At 62.9% G+C, this 19,734-nt stretch carries 16 protein-coding genes and 1 pseudogene; 10 read left to right on the plus strand and 7 right to left on the minus strand.

The window, feature by feature from the left end:
* Positions 1-12: 12 nt before the first annotated feature.
* Positions 13-745 (minus strand): annotated as a pseudogene (locus ACWPVA_RS19865) (FadR/GntR family transcriptional regulator).
* Between the two features lie 572 nt (positions 746-1,317).
* Between ACWPVA_RS19865 and arcD the strand changes: the two are divergent.
* From arcD to arcC, 4 genes are read left to right on the plus strand one after another with little or no spacing between them, the layout of a single operon-like run.
* The gene (gene arcD / locus ACWPVA_RS19870) at positions 1,318-2,787 is read left to right on the plus strand and encodes an arginine-ornithine antiporter (protein ID WP_454289301.1); all 1,470 of its coding nucleotides are present in this window, start codon (positions 1,318-1,320) and stop codon (positions 2,785-2,787) included.
* 25 nt (positions 2,788-2,812) lie between these two features.
* Positions 2,813-4,045 (plus strand): arginine deiminase, encoded by a 1,233-nt coding sequence (locus ACWPVA_RS19875; RefSeq protein WP_454289302.1) that lies wholly within the window; start codon positions 2,813-2,815, stop codon positions 4,043-4,045.
* A gap of 18 nt (positions 4,046-4,063) precedes the next feature.
* Positions 4,064-5,065: an ornithine carbamoyltransferase gene (argF, locus tag ACWPVA_RS19880; protein WP_454289303.1), complete on the plus strand. Its 1,002-nt coding sequence runs from the start codon at positions 4,064-4,066 to the stop codon at positions 5,063-5,065.
* A 1-nt stretch (position 5,066) separates the two neighbouring features.
* The gene (arcC, locus tag ACWPVA_RS19885) at positions 5,067-5,987 is read left to right on the plus strand and encodes a carbamate kinase (protein WP_454289304.1); all 921 of its coding nucleotides are present in this window, start codon (positions 5,067-5,069) and stop codon (positions 5,985-5,987) included.
* A 124-nt stretch (positions 5,988-6,111) separates the two neighbouring features.
* On the opposite strand, the gene ACWPVA_RS19890 is transcribed toward arcC, so the two are convergent.
* Entirely contained in the window at positions 6,112-7,041 is a 930-nt protein-coding gene (locus ACWPVA_RS19890; RefSeq protein WP_454289305.1) for a LysR substrate-binding domain-containing protein, read from the minus strand.
* A 120-nt stretch (positions 7,042-7,161) separates the two neighbouring features.
* On the opposite strand from ACWPVA_RS19890, the gene ACWPVA_RS19895 reads away from it, so the two are divergent.
* The 4 genes from ACWPVA_RS19895 (at position 7,162) to ACWPVA_RS19910 (ending at position 12,774) form a co-directional block, all read left to right on the plus strand.
* The gene (locus tag ACWPVA_RS19895; protein ID WP_454289306.1) at positions 7,162-7,389 is read left to right on the plus strand and encodes a hypothetical protein; all 228 of its coding nucleotides are present in this window, start codon (positions 7,162-7,164) and stop codon (positions 7,387-7,389) included.
* An 8-nt stretch (positions 7,390-7,397) separates the two neighbouring features.
* Positions 7,398-8,213, plus strand: a complete 816-nt coding sequence (locus ACWPVA_RS19900) for an alpha/beta hydrolase fold domain-containing protein (RefSeq protein WP_454289307.1) — start codon at positions 7,398-7,400, stop codon at positions 8,211-8,213.
* A 37-nt stretch (positions 8,214-8,250) separates the two neighbouring features.
* Positions 8,251-9,453, plus strand: a complete 1,203-nt coding sequence (locus ACWPVA_RS19905; RefSeq protein WP_454289308.1) for an efflux RND transporter periplasmic adaptor subunit — start codon at positions 8,251-8,253, stop codon at positions 9,451-9,453.
* Positions 9,454-9,573: 120 nt separating this feature from the next.
* On the plus strand, positions 9,574-12,774 hold the full coding sequence (locus ACWPVA_RS19910; RefSeq protein ID WP_454289309.1) for an efflux RND transporter permease subunit: 3,201 nt from the start codon (positions 9,574-9,576) through the stop codon (positions 12,772-12,774).
* A gap of 236 nt (positions 12,775-13,010) precedes the next feature.
* Here the strand turns inward: ACWPVA_RS19910 and ACWPVA_RS19915 are convergent, their stop codons facing one another.
* The 5 genes from ACWPVA_RS19915 to ACWPVA_RS19935 all read right to left on the minus strand — a co-directional run bounded on the left by ACWPVA_RS19915 (position 13,011) and on the right by ACWPVA_RS19935 (position 17,433).
* Complete coding sequence (locus ACWPVA_RS19915; RefSeq protein WP_454289310.1) at positions 13,011-13,973, minus strand: FAD:protein FMN transferase; 963 nt, start codon at positions 13,971-13,973, stop codon at positions 13,011-13,013.
* A complete protein-coding gene (locus tag ACWPVA_RS19920) occupies positions 13,954-16,152 on the minus strand; it encodes a PepSY domain-containing protein (RefSeq protein ID WP_454289311.1) in 2,199 nt (732 codons plus the stop codon). The genes ACWPVA_RS19915 and ACWPVA_RS19920 overlap by 20 nt, the downstream gene beginning before the upstream one ends.
* An 18-nt stretch (positions 16,153-16,170) precedes the next feature.
* Entirely contained in the window at positions 16,171-16,641 is a 471-nt protein-coding gene (locus ACWPVA_RS19925; protein WP_454289312.1) for a DUF2271 domain-containing protein, read from the minus strand.
* 30 nt (positions 16,642-16,671) lie between these two features.
* Positions 16,672-17,040: a hypothetical protein gene (locus ACWPVA_RS19930; RefSeq protein WP_454289313.1), complete on the minus strand. Its 369-nt coding sequence runs from the start codon at positions 17,038-17,040 to the stop codon at positions 16,672-16,674.
* 114 nt (positions 17,041-17,154) lie between these two features.
* Positions 17,155-17,433 carry a PepSY domain-containing protein gene (locus tag ACWPVA_RS19935; RefSeq protein ID WP_454289314.1) on the minus strand — a complete coding sequence of 93 codons (279 nt, stop codon included), beginning with the start codon at positions 17,431-17,433 and terminating at the stop codon, positions 17,155-17,157.
* 138 nt (positions 17,434-17,571) lie between these two features.
* Here ACWPVA_RS19935 and ACWPVA_RS19940 point away from each other — a divergent pair, with 138 nt between their 5' ends.
* Both ACWPVA_RS19940 and ACWPVA_RS19945 read left to right on the plus strand, forming a co-directional pair.
* A complete protein-coding gene (locus ACWPVA_RS19940; protein ID WP_454289315.1) occupies positions 17,572-18,231 on the plus strand; it encodes a response regulator transcription factor in 660 nt (219 codons plus the stop codon).
* Positions 18,228-19,601 carry a HAMP domain-containing sensor histidine kinase gene (locus ACWPVA_RS19945; protein ID WP_454289316.1) on the plus strand — a complete coding sequence of 458 codons (1,374 nt, stop codon included), beginning with the start codon at positions 18,228-18,230 and terminating at the stop codon, positions 19,599-19,601. The genes ACWPVA_RS19940 and ACWPVA_RS19945 overlap by 4 nt, the downstream gene beginning before the upstream one ends.
* Positions 19,602-19,734 lie beyond the last annotated feature (133 nt).

Here is a 19,734-nt window from a genome sequence, read left to right on the forward strand (position 1 = left end):
GGAATGCAGGTCTCAGGACACTTCGCCGAGCGGGTCACCCTCCAGATGGTCCATGGAGGTCTGGCGGATCAGCCGCTCCTGCAGCATCAGCAGATGCTGGCGCATGGCTTCGCCAGCTTTTGCCGGATTGCGCGATGCAATGGCATCGATGATCGCTGTGTGTTGGGCGCTGGAGATGTTCATGGTATTGGCGCTGCTGCGGGCGCGCTCGCGGATCGACTGCCAGGCGTCATCCTGACGGACCCGGTTGATGACGTCGAAGATCGACAGGAACAGTTGGTTGCCTGCCGCCTGGGCAATCTGCCGATGCAGCGCTCCATCCCAGAAGCTCCTTGGCATCGGCATCCTCGCTGCCAAGGATCTTCTGGGCGAGTTCCCGCATACGGTCGATATCACTGCCCTTCGCGCGAAGGGCGGCCAATTGCGCAAGCTGCGGCTCGATCCGCAAGCGAACTTCCATGATTTCCATGAAGTTGGTTCCGGCCACGATGGTCTCGAGCTGGTCGTTCCACTCGTGCGGCTTCTGGCCGACATAGGTGCCGGACCCCTGCTTGCGCCAGATCGCGCCCTCCGCCTCCAGAACCTCCAGTGCGCGGCGGATCGCCCGCCGGCTTAGGCCAAGCTTTTCCGACAGCGTGCGCTCGGTCGGGAGTTTCCCATCTGCCGCGACGTCACCGTGCCAAATAAGGTCCCGCAGCTTTTCAAGAGCGTAGTTCGAGTTTTCCTTGGGTGATGAGTCTGGCATGATTGGTCCGAACCAATTTCCGATTGGTTCAATGAATGCCGATTTCCGGCGACCGTCAAGACGAATATTGTGCAAATATTTGAGTGCACAATAATGGGGCAGTTCGAGGCGGATTTGCTCAGAACGGGCGCATCATTGGCCTGTCGAAGCGAACTGTTGGCAGTGCCGCGCTAGTGTGCGGGGATGGCATGCCTGTCATCTGGTTCAGATGACTTGAAGATTGCCCCCTTCAGTGTCTGATCCGCTTCCGAGCGAAATTGCAGGCGATGGTTGTCACCCGCACCACGGCGGCTGGAGTGCTTGTGCCGCCGCCCACAAGGGTCTTTGTGTTTTGGGCCCCTGAAACCGCAGCCGTGAACACGAAACGAAGCATGCCTCTTGCGCGTCGGGTTGTTTCGGGTTCTTGATATGCATCAAGCCTTTCCGGTCGCGTGGTGATTAAGTTCAGATTGGCTGAAGCGATAGTGGCTCCCCTTGGAAGGGTATGACGCTCTATCTTGATGACGCGCCTGTGGCTGCCATGCAAAGCATCGCATACCAGCATTAAATTCTTCAACTGAAGGAACGCCGACATGGTTACTGCGAACGTAGCAACTTCCTCTTCTGCGACCGAGAAAGCATCCGGCAAGCTCGGCCTTGTGCCGCTTGTGGCACTCGTCGTTGGCTCGATGATTGGCGGTGGCGTATTCAGCCTGCCGCAGAACATGGCGAAGGGAGCTTCTCCGGGGGCTGTCATCATCGGCTGGCTGATCACAGGCATCGGCATGCTGGCATTGGCCTTTGTTTACCAGAGCTTGTCGACGCGCAAGCCGAAGCTGGATGCCGGTCCCTACGCCTATGCGCGCGCCGGCTTCGGCGACTTCGTCGGCTTCAACAGCGCCTGGGGATACTGGCTAAGCGCCTGGCTCGGCAACGTGTCCTATGTTGTCCTGATCTTCGGCGCGCTCAGCTATTTCTATCCGGCCTTCGGGGCCGAGGGAAATACTATACAGGCGATTATCGGCGCGTCGATCGTGCTCTGGGCGACCCATGCGCTGATCCTCATGGGCATCCGCCAGGCTGCGATCTTCAACGTCGTGACAACGATCGCGAAGCTGGCGCCGATTGCCCTCTTCATCGTCATTGTCATGGTCGCCTTCAATCTGCCGAAGTTCAATTTCGATCTATGGGGCGCAGCCACGCCCGACCTCGGCAGCGTCATGGCGCAGGTCAAGAGCACGATGCTGGTAACCCTCTGGGTCTTCATCGGCATTGAAGGTGCCAGCGTCGTTTCGGGCCGCGCGGCAAAGCGCTCCGACATCGGCCGTGCCACGATCATCGGCTTTGTCGTGGCGCTCGCCGCCTATCTGCTTGTCTCGCTTCTGTCCTTCGGCATCATGACCCAGCCGGAGCTTGCGGCGTTACCGGCGGCAGCTTCCATGGCGAATGTTCTCGAACAGGTGGTCGGACCCTGGGGCTCGGTGCTGGTGCGGATCGGGCTTGTCGTCTCCGTCGCGGGCGCATTCCTGAGCTGGACCCTGTTTGCCGCCGAAATTCCATACCGCGCGGCGCGTGAAGGCATTCTGCCGGACGTATTCGCAATCGAAAACAAGAATGGTTCCCCGTCCGGGGCGCTGTGGATCACCAATATCCTGGTCCAGCTCTTCCTGATCGTCACCTTCTACGCGAACTCGACCTATCTCGCGCTCTTCTACATCGCCTCGGCGGCCATCCTGGTCCCCTATGTGCTATCCGGCGCCTATGCGTTGAAACTCGCGATCACGGGAGAGGGCTACGGGGCCGGGGAGGGACGGGGCCGCGACATGTTTACCGGGGCACTGGCCACGGTCTATGGCATCTGGCTCATCTATGCGGCCGGTCCCAATTACCTCTTCATGTGCGCGCTGCTCTATGTCGTGGGGGTGCCTGTCTATTGGTGGGCACGGCATGCACGCGGCGAAAAGGCCTTCTCCGTCATCGAAGCCCTGATAGGTCTGGGCATCGTGGTCGCGGCGGCTGCTGCCGGCTATCTGATGTGGACTGGGGCGATCAGCGCCTTGTAACCGTCTCGAGCATGGGAACACCACGATGAACGCAACTTCACAACTCGGCGTGCATTCCGAAACCGGCAAGCTGCGGCAGGTGATCGTCTGCCGCCCGGGGCTCGCCCATCGACGCCTCACGCCCGCCAATTGCCAGGAACTGCTGTTTGACGACGTGTTCTGGGTCAAGCAGGCTCAGAAGGACCATGACGTCTTTTCCGGCCTGATGCGCGACGATGGCGTCGAGGTGCTGGATGTCAACGTGCTTTTGGCCGAAACGCTGGATCTGAAAGACGGCCGGGCCTGGGTGCTGGACCAACGCGTCAACGCGGATCAGGTCGGCGTGGGCATGATGGAGGAACTGCGCGCCTGGATGGACGAACTGCCCGGTGCCAAACTGGCCGAGTATCTGCTCGGCGGGCTTGCGGCGAACGATCTTCCGTTCAAGCCGGCTGGCCTGTTCGGCAGCTATCTCGGCCATCATGGCCTGATCCTGCCGCCCTTGCCCAACGCCCTGTTTACCCGGGACAACTCGTGCTGGATCTACGGCGGTGTGACGGTCAATCCGATGTACTGGCCGGCTCGTCGGCCAGAGACGCTGCTCAACACCGCGATCTACAAGTTCCATCCGAAATTCGCCGGCAAGGTCGAGATCCATTGGGGCGACCCGACCAAGGAGCATGGACTGGCGACGTTGGAAGGCGGCGATGTGATGCCGGTCGGCAACCGCACCGTGCTCGTGGGCATGGGAGAACGATCGTCGCCACAAGGGATCGGGCAACTCGCCGAGGCGCTGTTTGCCAAGGGCGTCGTCGATCGCGTGCTGGCATTCCGCATTCCGAAGTCGCGTGCGGCCATGCATCTGGATACGGTGTTCACCCTGTGCGGCGGCGACGTTGTGACGACCTTCAAGGAGGTCGCCGACGAACTGGTCTGCTATGACATACGGCCGGGCGAAGGTAAGGCGCCGCTGTCCTTCCGCCACGACCCGCGCCCGATCTTCGACATCGTCGCCGAGGTGCTCGGCTACAAGAAGCTTCAGGTCGTGCCCACCGGCGGCAATACTGACGAAGAGCGTGCGCGCGAGCAGTGGAACGACGGCAACAACGTGCTGGCGCTGCGTCCCGGCGTGGTGATCGGATACGACCGCAACGACGACACCAACGCCGCGCTGAAGGCCGTGGGCATTGAGGTTCTGGCTGTTCCTGGCGCCGAGCTTGGCCGTGGCCGCGGCGGCGGACATTGCATGAGCTGCCCGACTATTCGCGACGCGATCTGATCTCAAGGGGTAATCACCATGGCTTTCAATCTCAAGAACCGCAGCTTCCTCACACTTCGCGACTACACGCCGCGCGAGATCGCCTTCCTGCTGAAGCTCGCCGCCGACCTCAAGACCGCCAAATATGCCGGAACCGAGGTTCCCAAGCTTCAGGGCAAGGATATCGCGCTGATCTTCGAAAAGGATTCGACTCGCACCCGCGTCGGCTTCGAGGTGGCGGCCTATGACCAGGGCGCGCGGGTCACCTATCTGGGGCCGACCGGCAGCCATATCGGCCACAAGGAGTCGGTGAAGGACACCGCCCGGGTCCTGGGGCGAATCTACGACGCGATCGAATATCGCGGTTTCGGCCAGGAGATCGTCGAGGAACTGGCCAAGTATTCCGGCGTGCCAGTTTATAACGGCCTGACCAACGAGTTCCACCCCACGCAAATCCTCGCCGACTTCCTGACGATGCAGGAACATGTTGAAAAGCCGCTGCATCAGGTTTCCTACGTCTTCATCGGCGATGCGGGCAACAATATGGGCGATAGCCTGCTGATCGGCGGGGCCAAGATGGGCATGGATGTGCGGCTTTGCGCGCCGAAGGCGTGCTGGCCCTCGCCAGAGATCCAGGACCAGGCCCGGGCGGTCGCCAGCGAGACCGGCGCGCGGATCATGATTACCGAGGATACCGATGCCGCGGTGAAAGGCGTCGATTTCGTCTATACCGACGTCTGGGTTTCGATGGGCGAGGCGAAGGAGAAATGGGCCGAGCGCATCAAGCTACTGACGCCCTACCAGGTGAACGCAGCGCTGATGGCCAAGACGGGCAATCCGCGCGTGCGCTTCATGCATTGCCTGCCGGCCTTCCACAATACCGAGACGAGCGTGGGTGCGGACATCAAGGCCGAGTTCGGCCTCGATGCGATGGAGGTGACCGAGGAGGTTTTCGAAAGCCCGGCATCCATCGTCTTCGATCAGGCCGAAAACCGACTGCACACGATCAAGGCGGTGCTTGTCGCCACACTGGGAGCCTGAGATGCTGGTGGTCGCGGCGCTGGGCGGCAATGCCCTGTTGAAACGGGGCGAACCGCTGACGGCCGAGGCGCAGCGCGAGAACGTTCGGGTGGCAACCCGGTCTCTGGCTGCGGTGGTTCGCGCTGGCCATCGTCTGGTGGTTACCCATGGTAATGGCCCCCAGGTCGGTCTCCTGGCGCTGCAGGGCGCGGCCTACAAGCCCAACGAGGCCTATCCGCTCGACGTGCTCGGCGCGGAAACCGAGGGCATGATCGGCTACATGATCGAACAGGAGCTCGAGAATGCGCTGGATCACGCGCAGCCCGTCGCCACGCTGCTGACGCAGGTGGTCGTGGACGGGCGCGACCCCGCCTTCAAAAAGCCGAGCAAGTTCGTCGGGCCCGTCTATGAGCGGGCCCAAGCGGAGGAGCGGGCGAAGGCGGCGGGATGGACCATCGCCGCCGATGGAGACAAATGGCGCCGGGTCGTGGCTTCGCCCAAGCCCATCGAGATTCCAGACTTCAGGATCATCAAGCTCTTGCTGGATCACGGGGTCATCGTCGTCTGCACCGGCGGCGGCGGCATTCCGGTGGTGCGGCGCGACGACGGCAGCCTGATCGGGATTGAAGCCGTGATAGACAAGGATGCCGCGAGCGCCCTGCTCGCGCGCCAACTCGGCGCCGATGCGCTCCTGTTGCTGACCGATGTTGATGCGGTCTATCGCGACTTTGGCAGTGAAGGGGCAGCGTCGATCCCGGTGCTGACACCGGAAGGGGCCCGTGCGCTTGGCGCGCCGGCGGGATCGATGGGGCCGAAGGTCGTCGCCGGCGCTGATTTTGCCGAGACCCATGGCTTCACCGGGATCGGCCGCCTGGAGGATGCGATCGCTATTCTCGAAGGTCGTGCCGGCACCCGGATCGCAAAGGCCATGGGGTCAAATTGATTGCGCAGTAACTGTTGTGATTGTCACCCCACAACCCTTCGCTTCAGATGCGCATCAATGCATCTTAAACCGCCGGATACGAACTCAAATCTGGATGAAGCTTGGGGCAGGTCACATCAGCGCGTTACTGGCCTGCCTGTCCTGGTGTCAGATTGAGCCGCTTCTCCGCCAACAGGCGCACCAGCCAGTCGACGAAGACCCTGACCTTGTTGCTCAGGTGCCGGTTCGGTGGATAGACGACATAGAGCGGAATCGGCTCGGTTTGCCATTCGGGGAGGACGCGGACGAGGTCGCCCTTTTCGAGCGCGTCGGCGGCCATGAAGTGGGGCAGCAGCGAGATGCCAAGTCCGTTCAACGCCGCCGTCAGATAGCTGCGCGCGTCGTTCACCGCGACGACATAGCGCGCGTTTATTTCGATCTTTTCTCCGGCCCTTTCAAAGTCGAAGGCCATGGTGCGATTGTTCTGGGCCATGAAATAGCTGACACAGTGATGTCTGTCCTCCAGTTCGGAGGGATGGCCGGGGGTTCCATGCGTCTCCAGATAGCCCGGCGCGGCACATGTGATCACCGAAACCTCGGTGACACGGCGCGCGATCAGCGACTGGTCGGCCGGGACGCCGGCGCGGAGCGCGCAGTCCACGTTCTCCGCGAGATAATCGACGGGACGGTCGCCGACGCCGAGATCGACGCGGATGTCGGGGAACCTGGCATGAAAGTCGTGGAGGGCCGGAATGACGATCCAGTCGGCAAAGGCGCCCGCCATCTCGACGCGCAGACGGCCGCTCGGCGCCATGTGCGAGCTCGACAGGCCGGTGTCGAGTTCGTCGATCTGGGCGATGATCTGCGTCGCCCGCTCGTAATAGAGGGCGCCGTCCGTGGTCACCATGACGCGGCGGGTGGTTCGGTTCAACAGCTTGGTATGAAGATGCGCCTCCAGTCCCTGGATGAGATTGGTCACCGTTGCCTTGGGCAGGCTGAGTGCCTCCGCCGCGCGGGTGAAATTGCCCATTTCCACCACGCGGACAAAGGCGCGCATGGCTGATAGCTGATCCATGTGACAATTCCTGTCAGTATGCAGCGCGGTATTGTTCGAGATATGGAACAGTGTGCTCGCATTTGCGCTGCTTGTTCCGATCCACGGATAAAGTAGATTAGTTCCCAGGAAATGCAATCCATGCCGACGAATGGCGACGGTTGCAAGGGTCGCACAAAGGGCGATCAGATCGAAACCCAGCGTTTGACGTTTTTCGGTTCGCGGGGTTGTGCCCGTGCTTCTGCCGAGATTTGTAAAGTGCGGTCCGAGAAACAAGGAGAGGGCCTCCACATGCGCATTCCTCGTTATCTACCGGCGCCGGCGAAGCTCTTCGTGCGTTTCTTCCTGGCGGCATTGCACCCGGAGTGAGCGGCCCGATGTCGGTCGAAATCAAGGACATGACGCTTGACAATCTGGCCGTGGGCCGCGTCGGCGTCCGCGTCTATCAGGGGGCGGACTATGGCAAGGGTCCGCCGGTGCTGATCTATTTTCATGGCGGTGCGTTTCGCCATGCCGGGCTGGGCGACTGTCCGATGGCCGAATGCCTGGCTGGCACTGGCGCGATCGTCGTGGTGCCGGACTACAATGTCCTCGGTTCGGTTTTTCCAAAGCCGCTCGAGGTGGGCTTTAGCGTCTTCTCCTACATGGCGAAGAAGCGGGCCGGGTTCGGCGACCGCAAGTCCTTGCTGCTCGTCGGAGGTTCGGAGGCGGGCGGTAATATCGCCGCCGCGGTCAGCCTCAAGGCACGTGATCACTACGCCGATGAACTGGATGGACAGGTGCTGGTCTCGCCCCTGCTCGATCCTTTCATGGGAACGCCTTCCTTCCGCAAGGCCCGAGCCATCGGCATGTGCGAGCGCTGGGCGGACGGATGGAGCCACTATCTCAGCGGTGGGATGTGTCACCCCTATGCCGCCCCATCCGCCTGTTCGCGGCTTTCGGGACTTGCGCCGGCGCTTCTGCTTTCGGCTGAGGACGATCCGCTTCTCGACGAGACCCTCTCCTATGCCCAGCGACTGAAGAGCGCGGGCGTCGAGGTTCGACAGCATGTCCTTCCCGCCGGGACAGGCTGGCCATCGGTATATGGCGGGAAAACGGAGGAAGCCCCGAGTTGGCAGGAAAGCGCAAGCAGCGAGTTTGCAGGCTTCGTACGCGACATCTGCGCTCGGAGAGCTGATTTAAAGACCATTTGATCTTGAGCGGCGCCTCAGGGCCGCAAGGAGCTAGACCATGACAGAGAAAGCAAGACGCTGGGCCCTCGCGGGCACCGGCCTGGGACTGGCTGCGTCCATTTCGGCAGCCGCACTGTTCCTCGATCTGCCTTACGGCATCGCCGCCGCGAAGACCGACGAAGCGAGTTTGCCCGCGGCCGCCCCGCCGCCGCCGTCGGTCACTGTCGCGGTGGTGAAGAGCCGGGAAGTCACCACTTGGCAGGAGTTCTCAGGCCGGCTGGAAGCCGTCGACCGTGTCGAAATCCGCCCCCGTGTCGGTGGTGCGATCCAGTCCGTCGATTTCCGCGAGGGCGCGTTGGTGAAGGCCGGAGATCTCCTCTTCACCATCGATCCCGCGCCCTATGAGGCGACCCTTGCCCAGGCAGCCGGGCAGGTCGCCTCCGCGGAAGCCAAGGTGGCGCTGGCGAATACCGAACTCGAACGCGGCCGCCGTCTTGCGAGCAATCGCACGATCTCGCAGAGCGATCTGGACCAGCGCCAGAACGCCGTTGCCGAAGCGGAAGCCGCGCTGAAGACGGCCCAGGCCGTTCTTCGTTCCGCCCAGCTCGAGCTTGATTATACCAAGGTGCGCGCACCGGTATCCGGCCGCGCCGGCAAGATCGCGATCACCGCCGGGAACCTCGTCGCCGCGGGCTCGACCTCCTCGGCGCTGACGACCCTGGTGTCGGCCGATCCGATCTATGCAAGCTTCAACGCCAGCGAGGAGATCGTCGCGCGAGCCCTTTCGAGGCTGCCGGCGACCGATGGCGCGCTGCCGCCGATCGATCAGATTCCGGTCGAGATCGGAACGCTTGCCGACGAGGGCACGCCGATCAAGGGCAAGCTGCAACTGATCGGCAATGAGGTGGATGCGTCGAGTGGCACCATCGCGGTTCGCGCCGTGATCGACAACCCGCAAGGGCACCTGATCCCCGGCCAGTTCGTGCGAATCCGCATGGGTGATCCACGGCCGGACAACAAGATCCTCGTTAGCGAAAAGGCGATCGGAACTGACCAGGACAAGAAGTTCGTCTTCGTCGTCGATGCCGAAAACAAGGTGACCTATCGGCCGGTCGAACTTGGCGGCAGTGCTGATGGCGAGCGGATCGTCGTCAGCGGGCTTGCCGATGGCGACAAGGTGATCGTCAACGGGCTGCAGCGCGTGCGTCCTGGCGCATTGGTTGATCCGCAGACCAAAGAGGCGGTTGCGGCCGTCAACTGATTTTATCGGGCGGGGCGTCGCCGCTCCGCCTCTTCGAGCATCGCATCTGATCCGCCGGTGGACATCTCTCCGCCGGCCAGGGTCTCTTTGTCAGAGTTTCACCCTGGAGAGGGCTAGGATATGAGCATTTCACGCTTCTTCGTCGACCGGCCTGTGTTCGCAGGCGTCCTGTCGATCCTCATCGTCGTCGCCGGCCTGATCGGCATGCGTTCGCTGCCGATCTCGGAATATCCGGAGGTCGTGCCGCCGTCCATCGTCGTGCGCGCAGTCTATCCGGGTGCCAACCCCGTGGTCATTTCCGAGACGGTGGCTACCCCGCTCGAGGAGCAGATCAACGGCGTCGACGACATGCTGTACATGAACAGCCAGGCGACTTCCGACGGCGTTTTGACGACGACCGTCACCTTCAAGCTCGGCACGGATCCGGACAAGGCACAACAGCTCGTCCAGAACCGCGTCTCCCAGGCCGAGCCGCGTCTGCCGGCGGAGGTCCGCGCCATCGGCGTCACCACGGTCAAGAGTTCGCCGGACTTCATCATGGTGGTCAACCTGGTCTCGACGACCGACCGCTACGACGTGACCTATCTGCGCAATTACGCGACGCTGAACATCAAGGACCGGTTGGCCCGGATCGAAGGCGCTGGCCAGGTCCAGGTCTTCGGCGCCGGCGACTACGCCATGCGCATCTGGATCGATCCGCAGAAGGCGGCTGAACATGCGCTTGCGGCAAGCGACATTACCAACGCCATCCGCCAGCAGAACGTGCAGGCTGCGGCCGGCATCATCGGCGCGTCCCCCAGCCCGAGCGGTGTCGACCTGCAGCTCAACGTCAATGCGCAGGGGCGTCTGAGCACGCCTGAGGAATTCGGCGAAATCATCGTCAAGACCGGGAATGAAGGCGAGATCACGCGCCTCAAGGACGTTGCCCGCATCGAAATGGGCGCGGCCGATTATACGCTGCGTTCCCTGCTCGACGGTCAGCCGGCGGTCGCCATTGCCGTGCTGCAGGCGCCCGGTTCGAACGCCATCGAGATCGCCGACAATGTGCGCGCCACCATGGACCAGCTTCAGCTCGCCATGCCCGACGGGGTGAAATATGAGATCGTCTACGACACCACGGAGTTCGTGCGGGCCTCGATCGAAAAGGTCGTCGATACGCTTCTGGAGGCGGTGGCCCTCGTGGTCCTCGTCGTCATCCTCTTCCTGCAAACCTGGCGCGCGTCGATCATCCCGCTGATCGCGGTCCCGGTTTCGATCATCGGCACCTTTGCCGTGATGTATGCATTCGGCTTCTCGATCAACGCCCTGACGCTGTTCGGGCTGGTGCTCGCCATCGGTATCGTCGTGGACGACGCGATCGTCGTGGTCGAGAATGTCGAGCGCAATATCGAGAACGGGCTGTCGCCGCGCGAGGCGACCTATCGCGCGATGCGGGAAGTCTCAGGACCGATCATCGCCATCGCGCTGGTGCTCGTTGCTGTCTTCGTACCGCTCGCCTTCATCAGCGGCCTTTCCGGCCAATTCTATCGCCAGTTCGCGCTGACCATCGCCATCTCGACGGTCATCTCCGCCATTAACTCGCTCACCCTGTCTCCGGCCTTGGCTGCCCTCCTGCTGAAGGATCACCATGCGCCGAAGGACTGGCTGACAAGAACGATGGATCGGGTCTTCGGCTGGTTCTTCCGTGGCTTCAACCGGGCCTTCGGCGCGGCATCGAACGGTTACGGGCGCAGCGTCGGCGGTCTCCTGTCGCGCAAGTCGCTGGTCATGGTCGTCTATCTCGCGCTGATCGGCGCCACCTATACCGTCTTCAACGCCGTTCCGGGCGGCTTCGTCCCGGCGCAGGACAAGCAGTATCTGATCGGCTTTGCGCAATTGCCGGACGGTGCGACGCTTGACCGGACGGAAGAGGTGATCAAGCGGATGAGCGACATCGCGCTGGAACAGCCGGGCGTGGCCCATGCCATCGCCTTTCCGGGCCTGTCGATCAATGGTTTCACCATCGGTTCGAACTCGGGTATTGTGTTCGCGGTGCTTGACGACTTTGCCGAGCGAAAGACGCCGGAACTTTCCGGTGGTGCCATCGCCATGCAGCTGAACCAGAAGTTCGCCGGCATCCAGGACGCCTTCATCGCGATGTTCCCGCCGCCGCCGGTTAATGGCCTTGGCTCGACGGGTGGTTTCAAGCTACAGATCGAGGATCGTGCCGGCCTCGGGTACCAGGCGCTGGACGAGGCGACCAAGGCGTTCCTCGGCAAGGCATACCAGACGCCGGAGCTTGCGGGCCTGTTCTCCAGCTTCCAGATCAACGTGCCGCAGCTCTATGCCGATCTCGACCGCTCGAAGGCGGAGCAGCTTGGCGTGTCGGTCACTGACGTGTTCGAGACCCTGCAGATCTATCTCGGCTCGCTCTACGTCAACGACTTCAATGCGTTTGGCCGCACCTACAGTGTCCGGGTCCAGGCCGATGCCGCCTTTCGCGCCCGGCCCGAGGATATCGGCCAGCTCCAGGTCCGCTCGCGCACCGGGCAGATGATCCCGCTTTCGGCCCTGTTGAAGGTCGACAGCACCACGGGGCCGGAGCGCACCACGCGCTATAACGGCTTCCTCGCCGCCGACATCAATGGCGGCCCGGCGCCGGGCTTCTCGTCGGGTCAGGCGCAGGCGGCGATCGAGCGTATCGCCGACGAGACATTGCCGAACGGCATCACCTTTGAATGGACGGACCTGACCTATCAGCAGATTCTGGCCGGCAATTCGAGCATCGTCGTCTTTCCGCTCGCCCTGCTGCTCGTCTATCTGGTGCTGGCGGCCCAATACGAGAGCCTGACGCTGCCGATCGCGATCATCATGATCGTGCCGATGGGTGTGCTGGCCGCCCTGGCGGGGGTCTGGTACACGGGCGGGGACAACAACATCTTCACCCAGATCGGCCTCATGGTGCTCGTGGGGCTCTCGGCAAAGAATGCGATCCTGATCGTCGAATTTGCGCGGGAGCTGGAGTTCGAAGGCAGAAGTCCGGTCCAGGCGGCGATCGAGGCGAGCCGGCTCCGGCTGCGCCCGATCCTGATGACGTCCATGGCCTTCATCATGGGCGTCGTGCCGCTGGTGCTGTCGACCGGTGCGGGCGCGGAGATGCGCGCGGCCATGGGCCTTGCCGTGTTCTCCGGCATGATTGGCGTCACCTTCTTCGGCATTTTCATGACGCCGGTCTTCTACGTGCTCTTGCGTCGACTCACCGGCAATCGTCCGCTGGTGCACCACAATGACGATGTGCGGGAAGAGCATGGAGAGGAAACTCGTCGCATCGCCGCAGAATAGGGGCGTGAGATAATAATAATCGATGTGGAGGCCTTCTCAAGGGGCCTCCATTTACAGGTTTCCGCGTAACCGGCCGACAATCTCCGCGAAACCCTTGTGCCATTGCGCGCAAGGGTTTCTTTGAGTGGGTTGCTAGCTTAAGCCGCTGACGGAAAACCGCTTCTCGCGCGAAACTGGACGGAATGTGAGTCTCAGGTCAGAAATCCCGGGACAGAGGAACGCGCCCAGTTGCACCTTCAGGCGCCGACCGGCGTCTCTTCCGACGCGAAGTAGCCGGTGCCGGTGCTTGCCGCCTTCTCATGGCCAATGAACAGAACCGAAAGGCCGACGGAGCGGGCGAAAGGCAGGCCGCGTTCCTGACCGATCACCATCATGGCCGTTGCCCAGGCGTCGGCGATCATGCAGGTGCCGGCAAGTACCGTCACCGAGGCAGGCGAGGCGGTTAGCGGCATGCCGCGGCGCGGGTCCATCGTGTGGCTGAGACGGCGCTTGCCGACCTCGACCCAGTGGCGATAGTCGCCCGAGGTGGCGACGGCGGTGTCAGTGAGTTCGATAATGGAATGAGGTGCGCGGCGGTCGGGATCCGGCGCCTCGACAGCAACGGTCCAGGCCGAGCCGTCCGGCTGCGTGCCGATGGCGCGCAGTTCCCCGTCGATGGCCAGAAGGGCACCCTCGATACCGAAGGCCTTTGCCGTCTGGGCGAGCCGGTCGACGCCATAGCCCTTGGCGATGCCGCTCAGATCGAAAACCATCGCTTCGCTCTTGCGGGCGCGGCCTTGAGCGCGGTCAAGCTCGAGAACCTCATGGGCCGGTCGGCGTGGTTTGACGCGGGCTGCGCGGATGCGTGCCTCTTCGGCCGGATCCGTGCCAAAACCCCAGGCGGTCACGGCATCGCCCATGCCGATGTCGAAGGCGCCGCCGGTTGCGCGTCCGACCTCCAGTCCGGCGGCCAGGACCTCCATCAACTGGGGAGGCAGCAAGATCCATTCGCCCGGGTTGGCAGCGCTCAGGCGGTTGAGGTCGCTGTCCGGCTTCCACGTCGACATCTGCGCGTCCACCTCCGCCACGGCAGCCGCCATAGCCGTCTCTACGGGGACCGGATCGAAATCCGATGCGGCATGGAAGAGGGCGGACCAGCGGGTGCCCATGGTCGGACCGTTCAGGGTGTGGCGGGTCAGGTCAGTAAACGTCTTCGGCATAACGTCCCTCCGCCTTGAGTGCAGCGAGGGTCGGGCCTCCGCCTGCCAGGATTTCGCTCAGTGCGGCGGCAACGCCTGCTGCCATGTCGCGTCCGCCGCAGACCATGATCTGGGCGCCTTCGGAAACGAGGCGCGCCACGCGGGCGGCATCCCGGCGAAGGGCGTCCTGCACGTAGATGGGCGCCGGGCCACGGGAATAGGCGGTGGTCACTGATGTGAGCCGTCCCTCGTTCTGCCACTCGGCCAGTTCCTTGGCATAGAGCGCGTCGCTCGATGGGTGACGGGCGCCGAAGAACAGGTGCATAGGCTGAACGGCATGGTTGTTTCGGGCAAAGCCGGCGAGCGGCCCGATCCCGGTTCCGGCGCCGATCAACAGGACCGGGTTCTTGCCGCGCTTCGGCCGGAAGCCAAGGTTAGGGCGCAGGAATGCGTGGACGCTTTCCCCGGGCTCCAGCATGGTGAGCTGGGTGGAGCACAGCCCGCCCGGCTGCTTACGCACGCAGATCTCGACGAAGCCGTCGCGACTGCCGGATGCAAGCGAGTAGAAGCGTGGCACGGCCGAGCCTTCCGGCACGATGCCCAGCAGGTCCCCGGGCTCAAAGGCCGCGAAGGTCCGTCGCGTCAGCCGCTGCCACAACGAGGCTTGCGGCAGGGCAAAGCGCAGGATGGCAGTTGGCGCCTGGACTTCCGCGCCATAGTCGCGGCGGGAAACGAGACGGAGTTCACGCGTCAGGGGCGCCTTCGGCTGGTGATTGAGCTCGAAAGCCGATCCGAGCGCTTGCGAAAGCGAGCGGCCCCAGCGGGCGAAATCCTGCGGTGACTGGCGATCGACGGTGTCCATTGGCAGGAACTGGTGCCAGCCCTTGGATTCTACCGCCCGCGCGACTTCCGCGGCAAAACCACAGAAGGCGGGGAAGCTGCGATCGCCGAAGCCGAGGATCGCAACCTGGGCCGCTGGGGCCTTGGGCAAGGCGGCCAAGCGTTCGAGGAAGCCACGCGCCGAAGCCGGCGCTTCTCCCTCGCCATAGGTGGCGGCCAGCAGAATGATGCGGCGGGCCTTGGGCCATTGGTCCGGTGCAAGGGCGGACATCGCCGCGGTATGAACCTGGGCGCCCGTGGCGGTCAGGGTTTCCCGAAGCGTGTCGGCAAATGCCCAGGTGCTGCCGCCTTCGCTGCCAACCAGGATAATCGTGTCGCCCTGATCGGCGGGTGCGGAACTATCCTTTCGCTTGCGCAGGCCGGAGAACCAGAGCCTGATGCCGGACCAGGCCATGACCGGAACGCCAAGGGCCGAGAGCCCGAGAAGAAGCCCGAGGACTGATGCGCCCTGGCCGGTATGAAGCAGGGCGATCACGTCACTGACGCGCTGCCATGCGCTGGCGTCGTTCCAGGCGAGAAGTACACCCGTTCCCTGATCGATATAGCCCTCGCCGGAGGTGGTCTTCAGCGTGAATACGTCGGTCTTGTCGCCGGCCACGGGAAAGGTGAGCGAACGCAGCTCATCAATGGGAGTCTGCTGCAGGACTTGAATGGTTGCCGGCAGCAGGCCGGTTTCACCGCTCACGTTGGCTGGAAAGGCGGGAGCGCCAGCGCCCTCCGGAATGAGCCCGAAGGTTGCGGCCGTCATCCAAAGGGCCGTTACCGAGGAGAGGGTCAGTCCCCAGACCGCAAGGCGGGCAATCGAGGCGTGGCGACGGCCCTCGCCTGACCCGCGAAGGGGGGAAAACAGCCGTCTCCAACCACCGGCACGGCGCGCCAAGAGCGAAAGGCCGGAGATGCAAAGCAAGAGCATCGCCGCGGCACCGGACGCCACCACGATGCGCCCGCTGTCGCCGAGGAACAGCGAACGGTGCAGGTTCGTCAGCCAGCGTTGCAGCGCGGGGGTATCCGCGCTGCCAATTGTCGCGCCGGTCTTGGGGTCGATGGTCGCGGCGGTGGGCTGGTCGCCCTCGTAGAAATAGGCGGTAACCTTGCCGGAGGGTGCCTGCCGGATCTGCTCCACCGTCGGCTTTTGCGCCTGCACGCGGCTGGCGAGTTCGGCCACGCTCATGCCGGCCGAGCCCGGTGCGTTCATGGCCTCATAGGCGGGATAGACCGACAGGACCGCTCCGCTCAAAGCAACGATGCCAAGAAGGATTGCGGCGAACAGGCCTGGCCAACGATGAAGCGACCGGAACATGACAGGTACCCTTTCTGCTTAAAGGCCGTAGGTGAAGTCGGCGATATAGCGACTGCCCCCGACGGGCTTGCCGGCGCCGTCTGTGGTCAGTGGAACCACGATTTCCGCGGGGCTGTCGCGCATGTCCTCGACCGCGGCGTCGATGTGCAGTTTGTAGCCCGCGTCGAACAGCGTGTCGGCCAGGTCTAGCGTGATGGCCAGTGTGCGACCGGCCCCCACGCTGGCACCGGTTATGCCGCTGATGTCACCGGTATTGCCCCCGGAGGCGCGGTACCAACCGCTCAGGTGCTCGTAGTATTTGGCCTTGCCGCCCGCCATCCACAGGCTGCCGACATAGGTTCCATCGGCAGCTGTGACGTAATAGGCAAGATAGGCGCCGTCGCCGCCGTAGTTCTTGAGATTCGTGGTGAGCGTGACCTCGCGGGCGAAAGCCATGCCCGGAAGGGTGAGCGCGGTGGTGACCGCAAGGGCTGCAAGAAGGGATTTCATCGTCTGGTTCCTTTGATCGGAGGTATGGGATCAGTTGACCTGGACCTTGGGCTTCGATCCCTGGAGGAACAGCCCGTTGTTTGGCGGCGCTACGGTGCCGGCGGGCTCTGGTGAACGTTGTGTGCGTCCATACCTGCCGTTATCGTCGTCGTCGTCGTCGTCGTCATCGTCGTCATCGTCGTCATCGTCATCATGCTTGTCGTGATAACGCCCCTGGTACTTCGCCCGTTTGACGTCATCACCATCGTCGGAGTCGACAGTGTGGATGAGCGCTCCTGACGCTGACGCGTCGGGAGCGGGAGACACGAGAACGGAAAGCGGGGCTGCTCCGATGCCGAAGGCTGTGAGCATGGTGCCGGCGGCAAGAGTTGCGAGGAGAAGTTTGCGGTGCGTTTTCATGGTTGTGCTCCTTGGTGTTTGATGGGTGTTGAATGATGGTCCTGGCTGATCGCTTCCTGACGGCTGGCGCCGATCTGCTTCAGCTTGCCGTCAGCTTTTGCGCCGGTGGTCGACCTAGCGACGGCGGTGCTCGTGCTCGATCTCGATGACCCTGAGCGTTTGCGGATCGATCTTTGCCTCGAAGCGCTGGCCGTCAGCGTCCACGGCATGGATCTCGTAGCAGCCGTCATCGATCTTGATGCGCTTCAACTGCCAGCCGCGTGCCTCCACCATGGCGCGGACAGCTTCGCGGGGCTGCCAGTTCGCCATCGGGACATTGCAGTCGTCGTCAGCCTGTACCGAGCCGGCGACAAGGGCGACAAATGCCGCCGTCAGGATTGTTCGAGATGCCATGGTCGTGCCTCCACTCCGGATTTCGAGAGAATGGCGGTCTTAAGCTGACGGGTTCCTGACACGCGGTTCGACCGGTCTTCAGCTTCCCGTAAGGTGGCGGATGGACTAAAGCAGATGAAGGAAACCCGAGGGAGACCGATGAGGGTACTGCTGGTTGAAGATGATACCGTGCTGGGGGCCGCTGTTCGCGACCAGATCGCCGGCGACGGGCATTCGGTCGACTGGGTAACACGCCTGGATCGGGCCGGCGATGCGCTGGCGACCACGGTCTACGACCTGGTGCTCCTCGATCTGATGTTGCCGGACGGGCGCGGCATTCCCTTCCTCAAGACGCTGCGGGGCCGCGGTGATGTCACACCCGTCATCATCCTGACTGCACTCGATCAGGTGTCGGATCGGATTGACGGACTGAACGCGGGCGCCGACGACTATCTGGTGAAACCGTTTGACCTTGCTGAACTCTCGGCGCGCATTGGCTCAGTGGCCCGGCGTTACGTCGGCAATCCCAATCCGCTAATCACGCTTGGCCCGCTGGAGGTCGATCTCGCGGCTCGCAGCATCCTCAGCGGCGGCAGACCGGTGGTTCTAACGGCGCGTGAATGGGTCTTGTTCGAGGCTTTTCTGCAGCGCCCGGGCCAATTGCTGTCCAAGGCCCAGCTTGAGGAGAGGCTCTATTCGTTTGACAAGGAGGTCGAAAGCAATGCGATCGAGGTGCATGTCAGCCGCTTGCGCAAGAAGCTTGGAGCGCATGTGATCGAAACGGAACGCGGTCTCGGCTATCGCCTGGGGCGGCCATGAGGGGCCTGCGTTCGCTTCAGGCCAGGTTGGCGCTGGCCGTCGGATTGTCCGTCACGGTCCTCTGGCTGGCCGCCGCATCCATCACCGCCAATCGGCTCGGACATGAAATGGAAGAGGTCTTCGACAGGGAGTTGGCGGCGACGGCGCAACGTATCCTGCCGCTTGCGCTGCGTGATCTGCGCGTGCGTCGCGATCGGGATAAAGAGGACGATGACGATGACGATGAGCGTGTCAGTCGGCTTCGTCCGTATGACGAGGCTGTGACCTATGTCGTGCGCGACGAGCGTGGCCGCGTCCTCTTGCTATCGCAAGGCGCTGAAGAGGTGAACGTCCCGCCCTTTGAAGGCCGGGGCTTTAGCCAGACGTCAACCCATCGTCTCTATTATGACACGGCGCGCGACGGCGACGTCATTATTGCCGTGGCGGAGCCGCTCGATCACCGGGCCGAGGTGTCGCGCAACATGCTGCTCGGTCTTGCTTTGCCGCTGCTCGTCGTCATCCCGATGAGCCTGGCGGCTATCGCAGTTGCCACTCGAAGCGGGTTTCGGCCTGTGCGCAAGCTGAAGCAGGCTCTGGAGGCACGGGGCAGGCAAGATTTGTCACCCTTGCCCGATACCGGGCTTCCGAGTGAACTTGAGCCAGTTGCGGGTGCGATCAATCAGTTGCTCGATCGGTTGAGGGGGGCCTTCGAAGCGGAGCGCAGCTTTGCAGCAAATGCGGCTCATGAATTGCGTACCCCGGTTGCGGGCGCGATCGCGCAGGCGCAGCGCATAAGGACGGAAACGCAGGATGCCGCCGCTGCACAACGCGCGACGGAGATAGAGACGACGCTTAAACGCCTGATGCGGATGTCCGAAAAACTGATGCAGCTTGCACGAGCCGAGGGAAGCCGCCTGCGGCTCGACGCACCGTCCGACTTGCGGCCGGTTCTTGCATTGATCGTGGCAGATTTTTCGCGCCCCGACGCCGGAGGACAGCAGATCGCCCTGTCAATGCCGCCCGGCCCGGTCCTCTCCGATCTGGATCCCGACGTCTTCGGCATCTTGTGTCGCAATCTGATCGAAAATGCCTTGCGTCATGGGAAGCACGGCTGTCCGATCGACGTCAGGCTCGATGAGAAGGGAACCCTGACCCTGAGTAATGATGGTCCGGTTCTTCCCCCGGAGACCGTAGAAAAGTTGATGCAGCGGTTCGAGCGTGGAACTGCGACCACGGAAGGTAGCGGGCTTGGCCTGGCCATTGTCAAGGCAATCACCGATCGGGCGGGAGGGCACCTCGCCATCACCTCGCCGGTTCCCAGAAAAGACAGTGGCGTCCAGGTGACCGTCCTGCTGCCAGAGAACCAGTCGGATCAGGAGCAAAAGATGTGATCTATGGCTTCGGCGATGTGGTGGAAACCACACGGCCTCTCAACGCCGGTACGAATCCACATTGCGCGACCGGAGTGCCGGGGCAATTGTCTACGTTGACGTCGAAAGAATACTGTCACTATCGATCGCGCGG

This window comes from Rhizobium arsenicireducens, assembly GCF_964021225.1.